This window comes from Pseudomonas fontis (assembly GCF_028656955.1).
Lineage (GTDB): Bacteria > Pseudomonadota > Gammaproteobacteria > Pseudomonadales > Pseudomonadaceae > Aquipseudomonas > Aquipseudomonas fontis.
In genome coordinates, this window is record NZ_JAMDGY010000125.1 from 1 (window position 1) to 13989 (window position 13989).

16 protein-coding genes are annotated in these 13989 nt (G+C 64.0%); 8 read left to right on the forward strand and 8 right to left on the reverse strand.

Going from position 1 to position 13989, the window contains the following annotated elements; genetic code table 11:
• A partial coding sequence (locus M5G11_RS26535) for a hypothetical protein (protein WP_273925426.1) occupies positions 1 to 233 on the forward strand: 233 nt, incomplete at its 5' end.
• A 140-nt stretch (positions 234 to 373) separates the two neighbouring features.
• On the opposite strand, the gene M5G11_RS26540 is transcribed toward M5G11_RS26535, so the two are convergent.
• The 7 genes from M5G11_RS26540 to M5G11_RS26570 all read right to left on the reverse strand — a co-directional run bounded on the left by M5G11_RS26540 (position 374) and on the right by M5G11_RS26570 (position 8328).
• Positions 374 to 733 carry a DUF2784 domain-containing protein gene (locus tag M5G11_RS26540; protein ID WP_273913886.1) on the reverse strand — a complete coding sequence of 120 codons (360 nt, stop codon included), beginning with the start codon at positions 731 to 733 and terminating at the stop codon, positions 374 to 376.
• A gap of 2 nt (positions 734 to 735) precedes the next feature.
• On the reverse strand, positions 736 to 2022 hold the full coding sequence (locus M5G11_RS26545) for a ComEC/Rec2 family competence protein (protein WP_273913885.1): 1287 nt from the start codon (positions 2020 to 2022) through the stop codon (positions 736 to 738).
• Positions 2019 to 3758 (reverse strand): gluzincin family metallopeptidase, encoded by a 1740-nt coding sequence (locus M5G11_RS26550; protein ID WP_273913884.1) that lies wholly within the window; start codon positions 3756 to 3758, stop codon positions 2019 to 2021. The genes M5G11_RS26545 and M5G11_RS26550 overlap by 4 nt, the downstream gene beginning before the upstream one ends.
• A 44-nt stretch (positions 3759 to 3802) precedes the next feature.
• Positions 3803 to 5233 (reverse strand): aminotransferase-like domain-containing protein, encoded by a 1431-nt coding sequence (locus M5G11_RS26555; RefSeq protein WP_273913883.1) that lies wholly within the window; start codon positions 5231 to 5233, stop codon positions 3803 to 3805.
• Positions 5234 to 5251: 18 nt separating this feature from the next.
• Positions 5252 to 6688, reverse strand: coding sequence for an L-lactate permease (locus tag M5G11_RS26560; RefSeq protein WP_273913882.1), 1437 nt, complete (start codon positions 6686 to 6688; stop codon positions 5252 to 5254).
• A gap of 17 nt (positions 6689 to 6705) precedes the next feature.
• Complete coding sequence (locus tag M5G11_RS26565; protein WP_273913881.1) at positions 6706 to 7320, reverse strand: glutathione S-transferase family protein; 615 nt, start codon at positions 7318 to 7320, stop codon at positions 6706 to 6708.
• A 144-nt stretch (positions 7321 to 7464) separates the two neighbouring features.
• Positions 7465 to 8328 carry a sensor domain-containing diguanylate cyclase gene (locus M5G11_RS26570; protein WP_273913880.1) on the reverse strand — a complete coding sequence of 288 codons (864 nt, stop codon included), beginning with the start codon at positions 8326 to 8328 and terminating at the stop codon, positions 7465 to 7467.
• 154 nt (positions 8329 to 8482) lie between these two features.
• On the opposite strand from M5G11_RS26570, the gene M5G11_RS26575 reads away from it, so the two are divergent.
• The 4 genes from M5G11_RS26575 (at position 8483) to M5G11_RS26590 (ending at position 10637) form a co-directional block, all read left to right on the forward strand.
• Positions 8483 to 9172 (forward strand): phytanoyl-CoA dioxygenase family protein, encoded by a 690-nt coding sequence (locus M5G11_RS26575; protein ID WP_273913879.1) that lies wholly within the window; start codon positions 8483 to 8485, stop codon positions 9170 to 9172.
• 6 nt (positions 9173 to 9178) lie between these two features.
• Entirely contained in the window at positions 9179 to 9340 is a 162-nt protein-coding gene (locus M5G11_RS26580) for a DUF2986 domain-containing protein (RefSeq protein ID WP_273913878.1), read from the forward strand.
• Positions 9341 to 9394: 54 nt separating this feature from the next.
• The gene (locus tag M5G11_RS26585; protein ID WP_273913877.1) at positions 9395 to 9751 is read left to right on the forward strand and encodes a VOC family protein; all 357 of its coding nucleotides are present in this window, start codon (positions 9395 to 9397) and stop codon (positions 9749 to 9751) included.
• An 82-nt stretch (positions 9752 to 9833) separates the two neighbouring features.
• Positions 9834 to 10637, forward strand: a complete 804-nt coding sequence (locus M5G11_RS26590; protein ID WP_273913876.1) for an alpha/beta fold hydrolase — start codon at positions 9834 to 9836, stop codon at positions 10635 to 10637.
• Between the two features lie 11 nt (positions 10638 to 10648).
• Here the strand turns inward: M5G11_RS26590 and M5G11_RS26595 are convergent, their stop codons facing one another.
• Positions 10649 to 10999 carry a YciI family protein gene (locus M5G11_RS26595; RefSeq protein ID WP_273913875.1) on the reverse strand — a complete coding sequence of 117 codons (351 nt, stop codon included), beginning with the start codon at positions 10997 to 10999 and terminating at the stop codon, positions 10649 to 10651.
• A gap of 45 nt (positions 11000 to 11044) precedes the next feature.
• Here M5G11_RS26595 and M5G11_RS26600 point away from each other — a divergent pair, with 45 nt between their 5' ends.
• The 3 genes from M5G11_RS26600 (at position 11045) to M5G11_RS26610 (ending at position 13888) form a co-directional block, all read left to right on the forward strand.
• Positions 11045 to 11533: a cysteine hydrolase family protein gene (locus tag M5G11_RS26600; RefSeq protein WP_273913874.1), complete on the forward strand. Its 489-nt coding sequence runs from the start codon at positions 11045 to 11047 to the stop codon at positions 11531 to 11533.
• A 90-nt stretch (positions 11534 to 11623) separates the two neighbouring features.
• Positions 11624 to 12901, forward strand: a complete 1278-nt coding sequence (locus M5G11_RS26605; RefSeq protein WP_273913873.1) for a peptidase MATCAP family protein — start codon at positions 11624 to 11626, stop codon at positions 12899 to 12901.
• 117 nt (positions 12902 to 13018) lie between these two features.
• Positions 13019 to 13888 carry a pirin family protein gene (locus tag M5G11_RS26610; protein WP_273913872.1) on the forward strand — a complete coding sequence of 290 codons (870 nt, stop codon included), beginning with the start codon at positions 13019 to 13021 and terminating at the stop codon, positions 13886 to 13888.
• Positions 13889 to 13989 lie beyond the last annotated feature (101 nt).

Genomic DNA, 13989 nt, shown 5'->3' on the forward strand with positions numbered 1-13989 from the left:
CTGTCTTCGGCTACGCCGAAGGGGGCTACGCCCCCGCCCGTTTAACGACACCTCCGTTCAGCCTCTGGAAGACGGGGCCGGCAGATCAAGATCAACAGCACAATTCGCTTCGCTCTTGCTTTGTTAACTATGGGCTGGCCTATCGCTTCTATGTAGCCGCTGCCGTAAGGCTGCGCTCGCCTGCAACGCAGGCGCAGCCTTTAGGAGCCCTCACGGGCTCCAGCGCAGCCTGACGGCAGCGGCTACAAAATGGTGCAAGACAGTTGCGTTCACAGCGTATACCTTTGGCTGCGGAGCTTATCCGTTTGATCTTGTTAAGAATTTACGGCCCCTCCGGCCGAGCCCCCGAGCCCGTTCCCTACAGAAAACAAGGCTAGCCCCTGCGCCACCACACCCAGCCATACACCAGCACATTCACCACGACCACCAACCCACCCAGCCCGACCTGAACCTGCGGCGTCAAACCGGCCGGATAAATCAACGGCCACACATGGTGCTCGACAAAACTGTTGGCATAACCCTGTTCCCCAGCCGCCACCCGCAAGCGGTTCTCCCATTCGGTCAGCGGGCACATCCAGTGGAACATCTCCACCGAAAACCCCCAGGCCACCGCCGGCAAATGCACCCAGCACAACCTCGGCCAGCGCAGCAGCAACAAACCACCGCCCATCACGAACACGATGAACAGCAGATGCACCAGCACCAGGCCGTCAGCCGCCAGTCGATACGCCATCTTCAGAGCTCCAGCACTACCTCTTCATACAATACGCCCGCTGCCAGGTGATCGGTGTCGTGCAGTGTCGAGTCCTTCTCCAGCGCCGCCACCAACGGGCGGCGGGGCACCTCGGTGTCAGACTCGACATGCCCGTGCCGCCCAGGCTTGGTAGACAACACGCTGGTCAAACGGTCGGCCTTGCTCGCCGGGCCGCGCTTGTCAAAACCCTCCCACAGCGATTTGGGCGTCGCATTCAGGCTGCCGTGGTGGCCCACCTTGTACAGGTCGACATCCTCCAGCAGGGCGGCGATGCCATCCTGGTTCAACGCATACCGCCAGTTCTCGATCTGCGCATCACCCGGGAACAGCAGCTTCTTGCCACCCGCCTCGAACAGCAGGATCAGGCTGGTGTTGTTCATCGCATCGTCCAGCGCCGTGACAATCTGCAACCACTGCTCGCCACGGGCCTGACGCACCCGCTCGGCGATCCAGCGGGCACTCAGCGGCAGTTGGCTACCGCGCCGCGACTCCGCCTCGGGGAACGGTGAATTGGCCGCCGTCGATACCGCCGCGCCATCGTGCGCCATGAGTGCGCGCTGGCGTATCCAGTACTCGGGATCGCTGCTGCGCTCACTGCGGATGGCATCACTCTGTTCCAGCGTCGGCGGGCCCAGCACCCGGGTGGTGATGCCAGGCAGCACCTCGGCCAGCGGGTCTTCACTGCCAAACCAGGCATACACCTGCTTGCCACCCATGCTGGCAAGGTTCTCCACGGCAGACAGGTTTGAAACGTTGTCGCGGCCGAGGAAGCCCAAACGATCGACCAGCTCCGCCGACAGCCCGTGATGCTGGCCGTCGAGCTGGGCCAGCACGCTGCCGGCCACTTCGCTCATGTTGCGCAAGGCCAGGCGCTGTTGATAGGCCGCGTGTGCGCTGCTGCCGATGGGGGCGCTGGCGTCTTCGGGCAGGTCCGGTTGTTCGGTCCAGGGCTGCACCACGATGTCCGGTGCCAGGCTGCGAATGATGTCGCCGGCACCCTTGCCGTTCTTGCGGGTGGCAAAGCCGTTGATATGGTCGGCATGCCGGTGGGTCGCGACCAGCGCCTGCAGCTTGCCGTTGCAGCGCAGCTTGATGTCTTCGGCAATCTCCAGCAGACGCTTGGCCGCCACCACGCCGTCGGGCATCTCCATGGAGCCGAAATCAATCAGCACATGCCGGTGCACCTCACCGGGGTAGACGAAGCGCAGCAGGAAGCAGTCGCCGAAGCCGACCTGATAGACAAACAGATGCAGACGAATCGGGCTCATGACTGTGACCCTCCCGTGGGCGCCGCCGGCTGCATGGCGCGGGCACGGTGCAAGGCGGCGAAATGCCGGGCGTCGCCGGTCGCGCCAAAATTGTGTGCCGGGTCCGGGCCGAGCAGGTAGGTCAGGCGCCGGGTCTGCCATTGGGCATCATCCAGAGGCCGCTGGATGTGGTACTTGATGCGCCCGTACTGGTCGAAGATCAGCGTACCGGCGCCGTACACGGTGAGCGCGGCGGTGGTTTTCATCCACGACGGGCGTTCCATCTTGCACACGGCAGTGACCTCGGAGCCAAAAATATTGGCCCGCGAAATGTACTCGCAGACCGTCTCGCGCAGCAGGAAACCGTCCGGCCCGACCCGCAGGCTCGGGCGCACCGAGACCACTTCGGTGTAGGCGCGGCTGTCGATATTCAGCACCTCGCGGTTCTCCCAGAGGAAGCGGAAGACCTCTTCGGCATCGCGTAGCATCGAGTCGAAATGGGTGTTGCGGTACTGCACCCGGTCGTTGTCGGCGAACATCAGCCAGCAGCCGTCCGGGTCAGTGCGCTGTGGCGGCGGGATGATGCCGTAGGCGTCGAACGTCGCACGAATGATCTGCCGGTAGGCGAAGCGTGAATCGTCAGGCGCCACCTCGGCATCGACGGTCAGCAAGGCGGCCAGGTAATCACCAAACTCAAGGTCCAGCGGCGGCGCGTAGTCCAGCGCGCGAATGGCGATGGTCAGCAACTGGTCGGCGGCCTTGGCGCCTTCGTCGATGACCGCATCAAGGTTGTAGAGGTTGTCGCCAAACGTGCCCAGCGCCTTGCGGCGCACTACCCACAGCTCCAGCATGCTGCGCAGCATGGCAGCGGCGAAAAGCTCGCCACGGGTGTGCGGTTCGGTGTAGTCGGGGCTGTTGAGGTAGTCCTTGGAGGGCGCCAGTTGCACCGAGCGGCGCAGCGGGTTGGCCCGCAGGCCGCTCAGGGCTTCGCCGAACTCTTCCCCCAGGCCGAACAGCAGGGTGTTGGCCAGTGCGTCGATTTCCAGGGCTGTGCCGTTGATCAGGCGTACGCCGTTGCGGGTGGTGATGCCGATGCCACGGTCGGCGGTCAGGGCGAACTCGATGATTTCGCGCAGGGAGAATACCGACAGCAGCGCCACCACATCGGCAAAGCCTTCGTGGAAGGCGGCCTGGTCCGGGCCTGAAGCATTCATGAAGCCTGCGCGCAAACCGTCGAGCAAGGCGTGGGTGGTTTCGTGGGCGACGATGTCGTGGGACAGGCAGGTGAACACCTGGCGCGTGTCGGCCTGGAAATAGCCGAACAGCAGCGCACGGTCTTCATGGGTATAGAAGGCGTTGGCCTCGACAAAGGCATGCGGGACGATATGCAACTGATGCCCGCCAAAGCCCCAGGCCACGCGCCGGCCCAGGGCCAGCTCAAAGCGGGCGAGGGTGCGCATGACGATGGCGTAGACGTGCTGGCAATGAAAGCGCGGGTCGCGCAACAGCTTGGCATCCGCCGGGGTAAACGGGTCGATGGCTTTCTCGTCCGGGCCTTGCCGATAGGTGTGCGGGGTGTACAGGCGGTTGCTCGACGCATCGAAATCCACCACCTTGACCCGGTAGCCGGTGGGGCCCGGCGCAAGGCGCTCTAGCGGCACGCTGACCTGGGCAAACAACGGTGTGCCATCGGCGGTCTGTACCGCCGGGTCCTGGGCGAGGATGGTGAAGGTCTGGGTGTTCGCTTTGACTGCCATGTGTACGCGCGTCCGTGCCTGAGGTGAGGGCAGTGTAGACGGGCTTATTCGCTCCGTTGCGCCAGCCGCGCGCACTCGCCCAGCACCTGCAGGCTGTGCGCCACCTGCGGTGTAAGCGTGCGCCCCAGGCAGAGCCGCAAGCCCGTGGCGCATTGGCCATCGGCGAAGAAGATCGCGCTGCCGGCGATGTGGCAGCCGCGTGCATGGGCCAGTGCTGCCAGGCGCGTCATGTCGGTGTGCTCGGGAAGTTCGAGCCAGTGAATGAAGCCGCCACTCGGCGGGGTGTAGCGCGTACCGGCGGGAAACGCCGCCTGCACCTGCGCAGCCACAAAACCGATCAGCGTCGTCAGTTGCGTACGCAGCCGGGCGCAATGGGTGTCCAGGTAGCCGCGCTCGATGAAGGTGTCCAGCACGTGTTGCGCCAGGCTCGAGACCGCAAGGTTGCGTGAGAACATCTGCGCGAGCATCGCGTCACGGTACTTGCCGGCGATGCACCAACCCACACGGTAGCCGGGGGCAACAGTCTTGGAGAAGGACGAGCAATAGATCGTCTGCCCCTGCATGTCGTAGCTCTTGAGTGCGCGCGGGCGTGCCTGCTCGGGCACCAGGTCGAAAAAGATATCGTCCTCGATGATCGGCACGTCAGCTTCGCGTGCCAGCTGTGCCAGGCGTGCCCGTGCGTCATCGGGCATGATGAAGCCACGCGGGTTCTGCAGGGTCGGGTTGAGAAAGATCACGTCGACCTTGTGCAGCTTCAAGGCTTGTGCAAGGTGCTCGACATCCATCCCGCTTGCCGCGTGGGTGCGTATGGGCAGGGCGCGCATGCCCAGGCGCTCGATGGTTTGCAGGATGCCGTAGTAGGTCGGGGTCTCGATGGCCACCGTGGCACCCTTGGGCGCGACGGCCTCAAGGGCCAGTTCCAGGGCGATGGTATCGCCGGAGGTGATGAGGATATCGTCGGGGCTGCAGACCACCCCGCGCGTCAGCATCAAGCCGGCGATCTTGCGGCGCAGCCCGGCCAGCCCGGGCGGTGCCACCAGCCCTGCCAGGGACAGCCCGGTCTTGCCGGCCAGCGCCGCCAGGCACTTGTTCAGTTGCACCTCCGGGGTGAGCTCGCTGTGCAGCACTGCAGAACTCAGTGAGGTGATTGTCGGGCTGGCGGCTTGCGCGAGCATGGCGACAACCGCGTGGTTGACGTTGACCGTGACACTGGAAAAGTCCGGGTGCGCGTTGCGCGGAGCGCGGGCCGAGGCCGCGACGAAATAACCGACCCGTGGCACGCTCAGCACATAGGCATTGGCTTCCAGTTCTGCCAGGGCCCGCTGCACCGTGGTCAGGCTGGTTTCGAACAGGCGCGCCAGCGCGCGGATCGAGGGCAGCTTCGATTCGCCGGGCCATTCACCACTGTCGATCTGGCGGATGACCCAGTCCTTGACGATCCGCCAGCGTTTGTCGGTACTCTCAAACCTGTCCATGCATGCTCTTGATTCAACTCAGGGAGTGGCCCCGAGAAGGTAGAGCAAAACCATGCCGGTTGCAGCAACGATGACGATGTTGAGCAACACCAGGGCGAAGGCAAAGCGAATCAGTTGATGCTCCTCCTGGCGGTTGGCGCCGGCCAGCCCGGTGATCAACGACAGAATCGACAACGAGCCCAGCGCGCCATGCCCTGCGGCGCTGTTGACCATGGCGGCGAGCCACGGTCCGTAGGCCGTAGTCAGGGCGGTTACCGTGGGCATGAGCAACGTGTTGCCGCCGACGTTGGAACCGGTGACATAGCCGGCAACTCCCGCCAGCAGCGCAATCGTCGGCGCCAGGGCAACACCGGACAACGTTTGCAGTGCGCGTTGCGCCTCGACCAGGAACCCGGCATTGACCATGACCTGGGAAAGCAGCAGGAACAGGAAGATCGTCGCCACCGGAAACCTCGCCCGGGTGAGCAGTGTGCGCCACGGGAATCCCGCTGGCGCAGGTTGCCTGGCCACCATCAGCAGGGTCACGATGAGCAGGGCCAGCCCAGGGGACGCCAGCGGTTTCCACGACACCTGCGCGCCCTTGATCACCCACGTGCTCTCCCAGCCCGTGAGCAGGAAGACCCCGCGCGAGGCCACGATGACCGCCAGCAGCGCAAGGTAAGGCCACGCGGCGCGAGGCCAGGGCACCAGGGTCTTGCGCTGCCAGCACGAAAGACCAAGGCCTACGCCGGCAACCGTCAGCCCGGCGAGCACGCCCGAGGCTTCCGGGCCGATCCAGCGGTTGATGGAAAACAGCACGGCAACGAACAGCGCCGCCACCAGCAACAGGCCGAGCCAGGGTTTGGCGCCGCGCACCCCTGCCAGCCACAGGGCAATCGCGGCGAGGCTGAGGAACACCGGCGCACTGATCAGTGCCGAGTGACTACCGAGGGTTTGCGGCGTCACGTGGGTCAGCAGCGAGCCGATCACCGTGGCCAGGCCCAGGGTTCCCCAGGGCATGATGACCATGCCGGTCAGGGCGATCTTCATCCCGGTTTGCCGGGAGAACAGGCCCATCAGCAGCGGGACCGTGGCAATCAGCGAAACACCGAAGCCGGTCATTGATTCCAGTAGCGGTGCCAGCCCCAGCACGATGAAGATGATTTGCGCGGGGGGCGTCCAGCCCAGTTCCTTGACCCAGGCGCCAATGGCCTGGGGCGCGCCGCCTCGTTCGACCAGGATGACGAAGGCCAGCCCGGGCACGATCACGCAAGCGGTGCTGAGGAACAGCACGACCGTGTCACGCAAGATGGCCGTGGTGACCGCCGTGGAAAGCGGCGCAGCAACGCCCATGCCCCACAGCACGAACACCACGGCAACGCCCGCGAGCGCCGCCTGTACCGGGGGGCGTCGCAGCAGAAGAATCAGGGCAATTACCAGGCCGATGGGCGACATTTGCAGCAGGAGCGCAGCCATTTCAGATGTTCCTTCATTCAGTCGTGCGTTTGCCCGCTGTACCGGGTTGCCTGCATGGATGGGCGATCACAGAAGCGTTGGTACCACTGGGTCAGACGCGGCTGGCTGGAGAAGTCCGACAGCCCGCGAAAGGCGATCCAGTCCAGCGCCGTGGCCAGGGCGACATGCCCGAGGGTGACCGGGCCATCGAGGTCGAGCTGCTGCTCCAGGAAACGCCAGGTTTCTTCGAGCTTGTACGCCTGGCCTTCGGCATAGGCCGGGTAGCGCAAGGCCTGCGGGCGGCGTTCCACCTCCCAGCGCAGCTTGATGCCGACGTCGCAGATGCCTTGCGCCAGGGCTTGCAGGCGCAGGGCCTGATAGCGCTCGGGCCCTTCGGCAGGGATGAAGGCGCGACCGTCATGCAGGGTGTCGAGGTAGTCGCAGATCACCATGGAGTCAAACAGCGCCATGCCGTCCGGTAGCATCAGCACCGGCACCTTGCCCAACGGGTTGGCCTGGTAGATCACCGGGTTGCGGGTGGTGGGGCTGGTCTCGTGGTGAATGACTTCCAACTGCGACGCCAGGCCAAGCTCGTGAGCCAGGACCAGCACCTTGCGGGCGTAGGGCGAATGGGTCTGGTAGAACAGTTTCATCGGGATTCCCTGCTTCAAGGCGGCAGGCACACGCGCCTGCCGTCAGCGCCAATAGTGGGGGCTGCGGGGCGGTTCGAAGAGATACAGGTCGTGCGTGTTTTTCAATACAGCAGCTGCGGTTGAAGGCGGGCGGGGGTAGGTCCGTTACCCCGTGGCGAAGCGGTTGCGCTTGATCCGGTACATATCGCCGTCGGCATGGCTGAGCAGCGTATCGGCATCTTCCCCGTCGCTGGGGTAGCAGGCCACGCCGATGCTGCAGGACGGCATCCGGATCCCGCCAAACTCGGGGCCCAGCGGCTCGGCCATGGCCGCGAGAATCTGCGCCACCCGCTCGGCAACGCTGTGCTCGGCATGGATGTCGGTCAGCAGCAGGGTGAACTCATCGCCGCCCATGCGCGCCAGGGTGTCGGTTTCACGCATGCAACCCTCCAGGCGTCGGGCTATCGCGCACAACACACGGTCACCCGCAACGTGCCCATGCACATCGTTGATCCCCTTGAAATCATTGATGTCCAGAAACAGCAACGCCAGGCTGTGCTTGTCGCGATGGGCCGCACGCAGGGCCGACTCCAGCCGGGTATTAAACAGTGCGCGGTTGTGCAGCTTGGTCAACGGATCATGATGGGCGAGGAAGCGCAGTTCGTCTTCAGCCTGGGTCAGGGCCGTGACGTTGCGCGCCACGCCGATCCGCGCACCGACCTCGTGGGACCAGAACGCCGCCCAGAGGATGTGCACGACACTGCCATCCTTGCGGATGTAGCGGTTGCGAAAGTCGAAGTGCGGTTGGCCATTCATGACCTGGATAATCGATGCGCGGGTCGCCGCCAGGTCGTCCGGGTGCATATAGTGGGTGATCGGGGTGCCGGTCAGCTCTTCGGCGCGGTAACCTAGCAGGGCCTCGCAGGCCTCGCTCACAAAAACGATCTGGTTGTCCGCATCGACTACAAATACCGTATCCAGCATCAAGTGGATCAGTTTCGGGTAGAGCGCTTCCAGGTCAATGGGCATAGGGCTGAGGCGTCCGGTTCATAGCGCGTGATCATCGCTCGGTCGCGAAGGGAGGCGGGAGTAATTTTGCAGACTTCTCGACAGAAAACAATCCGTGAGCACGCTGACACGGCCGCCAAACATCACTCTGGATGGGTATTAAAGGAAGGATCCGATGACTGACCGCGAGCAACTCCATCGCGATGGCTATATCCTGCTGCGCCGGGCCATCCCTAGCGAGTGGCTGGATGAGCTACGTGCGGTGTTCGATGCCGGCGTGAAACCGTCGAGCCAGTGGCCTGTGCCGCGTGGCAGCGACTGGCGGCATTCGCTGCTGGAGGCGGACGCCAGGGTGCAGGCGGTATGCCGCTTGCCACAGGTATTGGCGGCGGCGGGGGCGTTGATCGGCGAGCGGTTCTTCCTGGCACAGGTCGAGGGGCGCGAGCCGCTGGGCGGCGGTGGTCATCAGCAGTTGCACCGCGACTTGTCGGTTGAGCGGCCCGGTGACAGCGTGGGAGTACTGGCGTTTTTCGATGACTATGGCCCCGACAATGGTGCCACCCGGATCGTCCCCGCCAGCCACCGGCCCGAGCCTGGAGCGCCAGCCTTCGACTTTACTGACGAATCGCGCGCGGTGCAGCTGTCAGGCACGGCGGGTGACATGCTGGTGTTTGATGTGGACCTGGTGCATGCGGGTAGCCTGAACGTCAGCGGTGCCCGGCGCCGGACCCTGTTGATCAACTATTTTTCCCAAGCGCTGCACGCGGCACACCTGGAAACGGCCAGCCTGCGCAGTGTTGCAATGGACACGAGCGAGCGCTTTTGTCCCACGGATTTTGCCTTCAAGAACGTACAACCCGAGTAAAAGCAGATGAATCGTCGTAAAAAGATCAACCAGCTACTGAAAGCCAACGCGAAAAAGGCCAGCGCCAAGTTGGCCCCGAAAAGCAAACCCCAGTACATCAGCAAGGCCGACCGGCTGAAGCAGGCCGCCGAGCCCGACCAGGCGGCAAGCGAAGTCGTTGAGGGCTGAACGGGATGCAATGTGCGCTATGATCGCGGCCTTCAATCAGCCAAGGAGGGATCCATGAGCGTTCGTGGCAAAGACCGACAGATCGACAACATCGAGTTCAATGTTGCCGACATAGCCCGCAGCAAAGCCTTCTACGCCAGCGCATTCGGCTGGACATTCGTTGACTACGGCCCCACCTACACCGAGTTCACCGATGAGCGGCTGACCGGTGGTTTCACCACGGGCGAGCCAGTGCGCCCGGGTGGGCCGTTGATCATCCTGTACGCGGATGACCTGGCCCTGACGCAGCAGCGGCTCAAGGAAGCGGGCGCGGTGATCACGCGGGAAACCTTTGCCTTCCCCGGTGGCAGCCGGTTCCACTTCAGCGACCCGGATGGTTACGAATTGGCGGTGTGGACCGCGTCAACATAGGTTTTGCTGCGGTTGCTGGACCTGCCCCAGGTCCGCAACAAAACCGCGATGCACAACCCGCGCATTCTTAACCGAGGCTTGCATGGCACTGGCCACTACACGTGAAACACTCTGGATCGATACACCTCAGGGGCGGCTATTGTGTTGCCGCTGGTTCCCGGTGCTCGGCGCCGATCCGGTGACGCGGCCACCGATCTTTCTGCTGCATGACTCGCTGGGTTGCATCGCGCTGTGGCGGGACTTCCCCGAGCAACTGAGCGAGGCGACCGGGCGTGAAGTGATTGCCTATGACCGGCTCGGCTTCGGGCATTCCGACCCCTATCCGGGCAGCTTGCCGCGAAACTTCATCCGCGATGAGGCCCAGCGGTTTTTTGCCCTGGTGAAACAGGCCCTGCAGATCGAGCGCTTTGTCGTGCTGGGCCACAGCGTGGGGGGCGGCATGGCCGCCGCTTGTGCGTCCGCCCACGCCGCGCATTGCACGGCGTGGATCACCGTGGCGGCGCAGGCGTTTGTCGAAGACCGCACGGTGCAGGGGATTCGGGCCGCCCAGGCGCAGTTCGCCGAGCCTGGGCACATGGCACGGCTGGAGAAGTATCACGGCGATAAAGCGTCCTGGGTGCTGGCGGCCTGGACCGGGACCTGGCTGGCAGAGGATTTCAGCGACTGGACCATCGAACGCGAGATAGACGCCATTCATTGCCCGGCGCTGGTTCTGCATGGCGAGCACGACGAGTACGGCTCAGTGTGTCACCCGCAACGGCTGGCCCAGTTGTCACCGGCGGGCAGTGAGTGGGTGATCCTCAGTGATTGCCAGCATGTCCCGCACCGGGAGAAACCGGATGCGGTACTGGAGGTGGTAGCGCGGTTCCTGCGCGGGCGAGACTGAGGGTTTGTTGATCAACTGCGCGGCAGCTCGCGGATCTCTACCGTGCCGCCTGCCTCGTACACCGGGTTGCCCGTCAGAAAGCCCTTGGCTTCTTCAAGACTGGCGGCGCGGATGCGGATGAAACCACTCAGTTCAGTGGCGCAGGGCTGGCTCGGCTGCCCCTTGCGCAAGCGCTCGCCAAGCCCCATCGAGCTGCCGCCATCGAACTGCTCGGTGCCGCGTAGCAGGGTCATGTAGCGCGCCCAGCGATCCGGGTCGGCGGCAGCCTGCGGGTCGGTGGCATCCTGATGCATCAGCACAATGTACTCGTTCACGCGTTTCTCCTTGTTCGGGCGATGCAGGTTGAGCTGCCAGGCACGCATGAAACGATATACTCCCGGCCCTCAGCAAGTAGTCGGGAGAATTCCATGCGCCAGGTTTTGCTTATCGTCGATGTTCAATCCACCTTCAGCCCACCGGAGTGGCTGGTCGATGGGTTGCGCAGCTTTTCCGCCGGCATCCCTACCATTGCCTCGGTCGAGCTGCATGACGAGCAGGCCACCCCGTTTCAACGCCAGCTCGGTTGGCACCCGGCGGCCGAGGACGAGAACCTGGTCGAAGCCGACAAGGTCTTCGTCAAGCACGGCTACGGGCCAACGCGTGAAACCCTCGACTACATCAAGCAACTGAACGTCGAGCGCGTGCTGGTCTGCGGCATCCAGACCGATACCTGCGTGCTCGCCGCAGGCTTTGCGCTGTTCGATGCGGGGCTGTGCCCCACGCTGGTGACCGACCTCACCGTAGGCTCCTCGCTCGACCGCTCGGGGCAGTTGGGCATCGACCTGTGGAAGCATCATTTTGGCCAGGTCACCACGCGGGCAGAGGTCCTTGCCGAGCTGGACGCCGCGCGAGGCTAGTGGGTTGCCGGTGGCGCGCCAACGGTTCAACGCCACTGCCGGGTAGCGGCTAAGCTTTTGCGATGAATCTTGCCGCCCAGGGGATTTGCCATGAGCACTGCCAGCTTGTCCGAACTCGATGCCGCGCTGCCAGGCCTGGCTCGCAAGATTCGCGTGCTGGATGCACTGTCCTGGCCTGCGGGCGTCGAGGAGGTGTTCCTGGCGAACTGGCACAAGGGCAAGGCCCGCTTGCCCGACGTTGAGCAGCGCCCCCGCGAGCATGCTGCCGACATCGCCGCGCTGGACGACTTCATTGGCCATTGTGATGTGGGACATCCGGCCGGAAATTTCCTCGCCATGACCGCGCGCAGCTACGCCACGGCCGGGCGCATGCTCGGCGCGATTGGTACGCCGGCCTTCACCCAGTACTCGTCGGCGCTGTATCGCCGCCCGGACTTCTACTACCCGAAACAGCAACTGACCATGCTCGACGCGGCTGATTTCTTTCTCAAGACCACCGACGCACTGCTGGGCGGAACCCAGATCCCGCCGAGCCAGGCGGATATCCCGGCGGCGGATTTCGCGGCGTGGATGCAGCCGGAGCTGGACCGCTTTTTCGGCGCGGGCCAGATCGCCATCAAGCTCGACCCGGCGCTGGCCGCCAAGGCCATCGCCGGGGTCAGCCGCATTCGCCTGCGGGCCAGCGCATTGTTTTCGGAATTGGACAAGCAGCAGTTGCTGCAACACGAAGCCTTCGTGCATGTCGCTACGGCGAAGAACGGTGCACTGCAACCCAACCTGAAAAGCCTGGGCTTGGGCGCGCCACGCACCACCCAGACGCAAGAGGGCATTGCCACCCTGGCCGAGCTGTTCACCGGCAGCATGGACATCAACCGCCTGCGCCGCCTGGCCCTGCGCGTGCAGGCCGTCCAGCAGGCGTTGGACGGCGCCGATTTTATCCAGGTGTTCGAAGGTTTCGTCGCCGCCGGGCAGTCCCCGGAAGAGTCGTTCCGCTCCACCCAGCGGGTGTTTCGTGGCGCCGACCTGTGCGGCGGTTCGGCGTTTACCAAGGACGCCGCCTACCTCACCGGGTTGCTGGGCGTGCATACGTTGCTGCGCATCGCCATCCGCGACAACCGGCCAGAGTTGGTCGGTCATCTGTTTGCCGGGCGCCTCAACCTGGGGGACACCGTGCGCCTGGCGCCGTTGTTCGAGTCGGGCTGGCTGCAAGGCCCGACGTATGTGCCGGCCTGGGCCAGCGACCTGCGTTTGCTGGCCGCCAATCTGGCGTTCTCGGCCTTTATCGCCAGGATCAAGCTGGAGGTGATCGACCTGGAGACCTTCAAGGCCTTTGCCGATGAACATGAGGTGGATGTCAGCGGCCAATAGTGAGCTGATGGAGCGGTTGATTGTCCTGCGTGTAGAACACTGAAGCTGTTTTTGGCTATCTAGCGCTTCAGTCGCTGCACTCGTATCGTTTAGCCCATAAACGAAATGAGGTATCCCATGAAAAAAATTAAAGGTATCTACCGCAGCCCGGCACCACACTGGGTTGGTGACGGCTTCCCCGTGCGCAGCCTGTTCACCTACGACAACCTGGCCCAAGACATCAGCCCGTTCCTTCTGCTGGATTACGCCGGCCCTCACGACTTCACCCCGACCCGCGACCGTCGCGGGGTGGGCCAGCACCCGCACCGTGGCTTCGAGACGGTGACCATCGTGTACCAGGGCGAGTTGGAACACCGCGATTCCACGGGCGCGGGCGGCCTGATCGGGCCGGGTGACGTGCAGTGGATGACGGCGGCGGGGGGCATTCTGCATGAGGAGTTCCATGCACCGTCGTTCGCTGAAACTGGCGGGACGCTGGAGATGGTCCAGCTGTGGGTCAACCTGCCAGCGCGTGACAAGGGCGCCCCAGCGGGGTACCAGACCTTGCTGAGCAGTGAGATCCCCACGGTTGCGCTGGCGGATGGCGCTGGCAGCTTGCGGGTGATTGCCGGCGAGTTTGCCGGGCATGCCGGGCCGGCCAGGACCTTCACGCCGATGGATGTCTGGGACATGCAGTTGAAGGCGGGTGTGCCGGTGCGGCTGCCGAGTGCGGCGGGCCACAGTGCTGCGCTGGTTGTGCTGCGCGGTGAGGTGACGGTCAATGGCCAGCAAACCGTGGGTGCGGCGCAGTTGGTGGTGTTCGAGGGGGAAGGTGAGGGCGTGCTGGTCGAGGCCTCGACTGATGCGCTGGTGCTTTGGTTGGGCGGTGAACCGCTGAATGAGCCGATCGTGGGATATGGTCCGTTCGTGATGACCTCTGAAGCTGAAATTGCTGAGGCGTTCGAGGACTTCCATGCGGGTCGATTTGGGCAGATGATGGGCGGCTGAAGAACGACAGGCCGCTTGTGCTACACATTTGTATCCGCTGCCGTCAGGTTGCGCTTGTAGATACCGTAACTAACTGCGAAACAAGGGTCACAAGATAGCAC

Bases quoted from the DNA above. Each gene is read 5' to 3' on its own strand.
- M5G11_RS26540 (WP_273913886.1), bottom strand. From the start codon at position 733: ATGGCGTATCGACTGGCGGCTGACGGCCTGGTGCTGGTGCATCTGCTG.
- M5G11_RS26545 (WP_273913885.1), bottom strand. From the start codon at position 2,022: ATGAGCCCGATTCGTCTGCATCTGTTTGTCTATCAGGTCGGCTTCGGC.
- M5G11_RS26550 (WP_273913884.1), bottom strand. From the start codon at position 3,758: ATGGCAGTCAAAGCGAACACCCAGACCTTCACCATCCTCGCCCAGGAC.
- M5G11_RS26555 (WP_273913883.1), bottom strand. From the start codon at position 5,233: ATGGACAGGTTTGAGAGTACCGACAAACGCTGGCGGATCGTCAAGGAC.
- M5G11_RS26560 (WP_273913882.1), bottom strand. From the start codon at position 6,688: ATGGCTGCGCTCCTGCTGCAAATGTCGCCCATCGGCCTGGTAATTGCC.
- M5G11_RS26565 (WP_273913881.1), bottom strand. From the start codon at position 7,320: ATGAAACTGTTCTACCAGACCCATTCGCCCTACGCCCGCAAGGTGCTG.
- M5G11_RS26570 (WP_273913880.1), bottom strand. From the start codon at position 8,328: ATGCCCATTGACCTGGAAGCGCTCTACCCGAAACTGATCCACTTGATG.
- M5G11_RS26575 (WP_273913879.1), top strand. From the start codon at position 8,483: ATGACTGACCGCGAGCAACTCCATCGCGATGGCTATATCCTGCTGCGC.
- M5G11_RS26580 (WP_273913878.1), top strand. From the start codon at position 9,179: ATGAATCGTCGTAAAAAGATCAACCAGCTACTGAAAGCCAACGCGAAA.
- M5G11_RS26585 (WP_273913877.1), top strand. From the start codon at position 9,395: ATGAGCGTTCGTGGCAAAGACCGACAGATCGACAACATCGAGTTCAAT.
- M5G11_RS26590 (WP_273913876.1), top strand. From the start codon at position 9,834: ATGGCACTGGCCACTACACGTGAAACACTCTGGATCGATACACCTCAG.
- M5G11_RS26595 (WP_273913875.1), bottom strand. From the start codon at position 10,999: ATGCGTGCCTGGCAGCTCAACCTGCATCGCCCGAACAAGGAGAAACGC.
- M5G11_RS26600 (WP_273913874.1), top strand. From the start codon at position 11,045: ATGCGCCAGGTTTTGCTTATCGTCGATGTTCAATCCACCTTCAGCCCA.
- M5G11_RS26605 (WP_273913873.1), top strand. From the start codon at position 11,624: ATGAGCACTGCCAGCTTGTCCGAACTCGATGCCGCGCTGCCAGGCCTG.
- M5G11_RS26610 (WP_273913872.1), top strand. From the start codon at position 13,019: ATGAAAAAAATTAAAGGTATCTACCGCAGCCCGGCACCACACTGGGTT.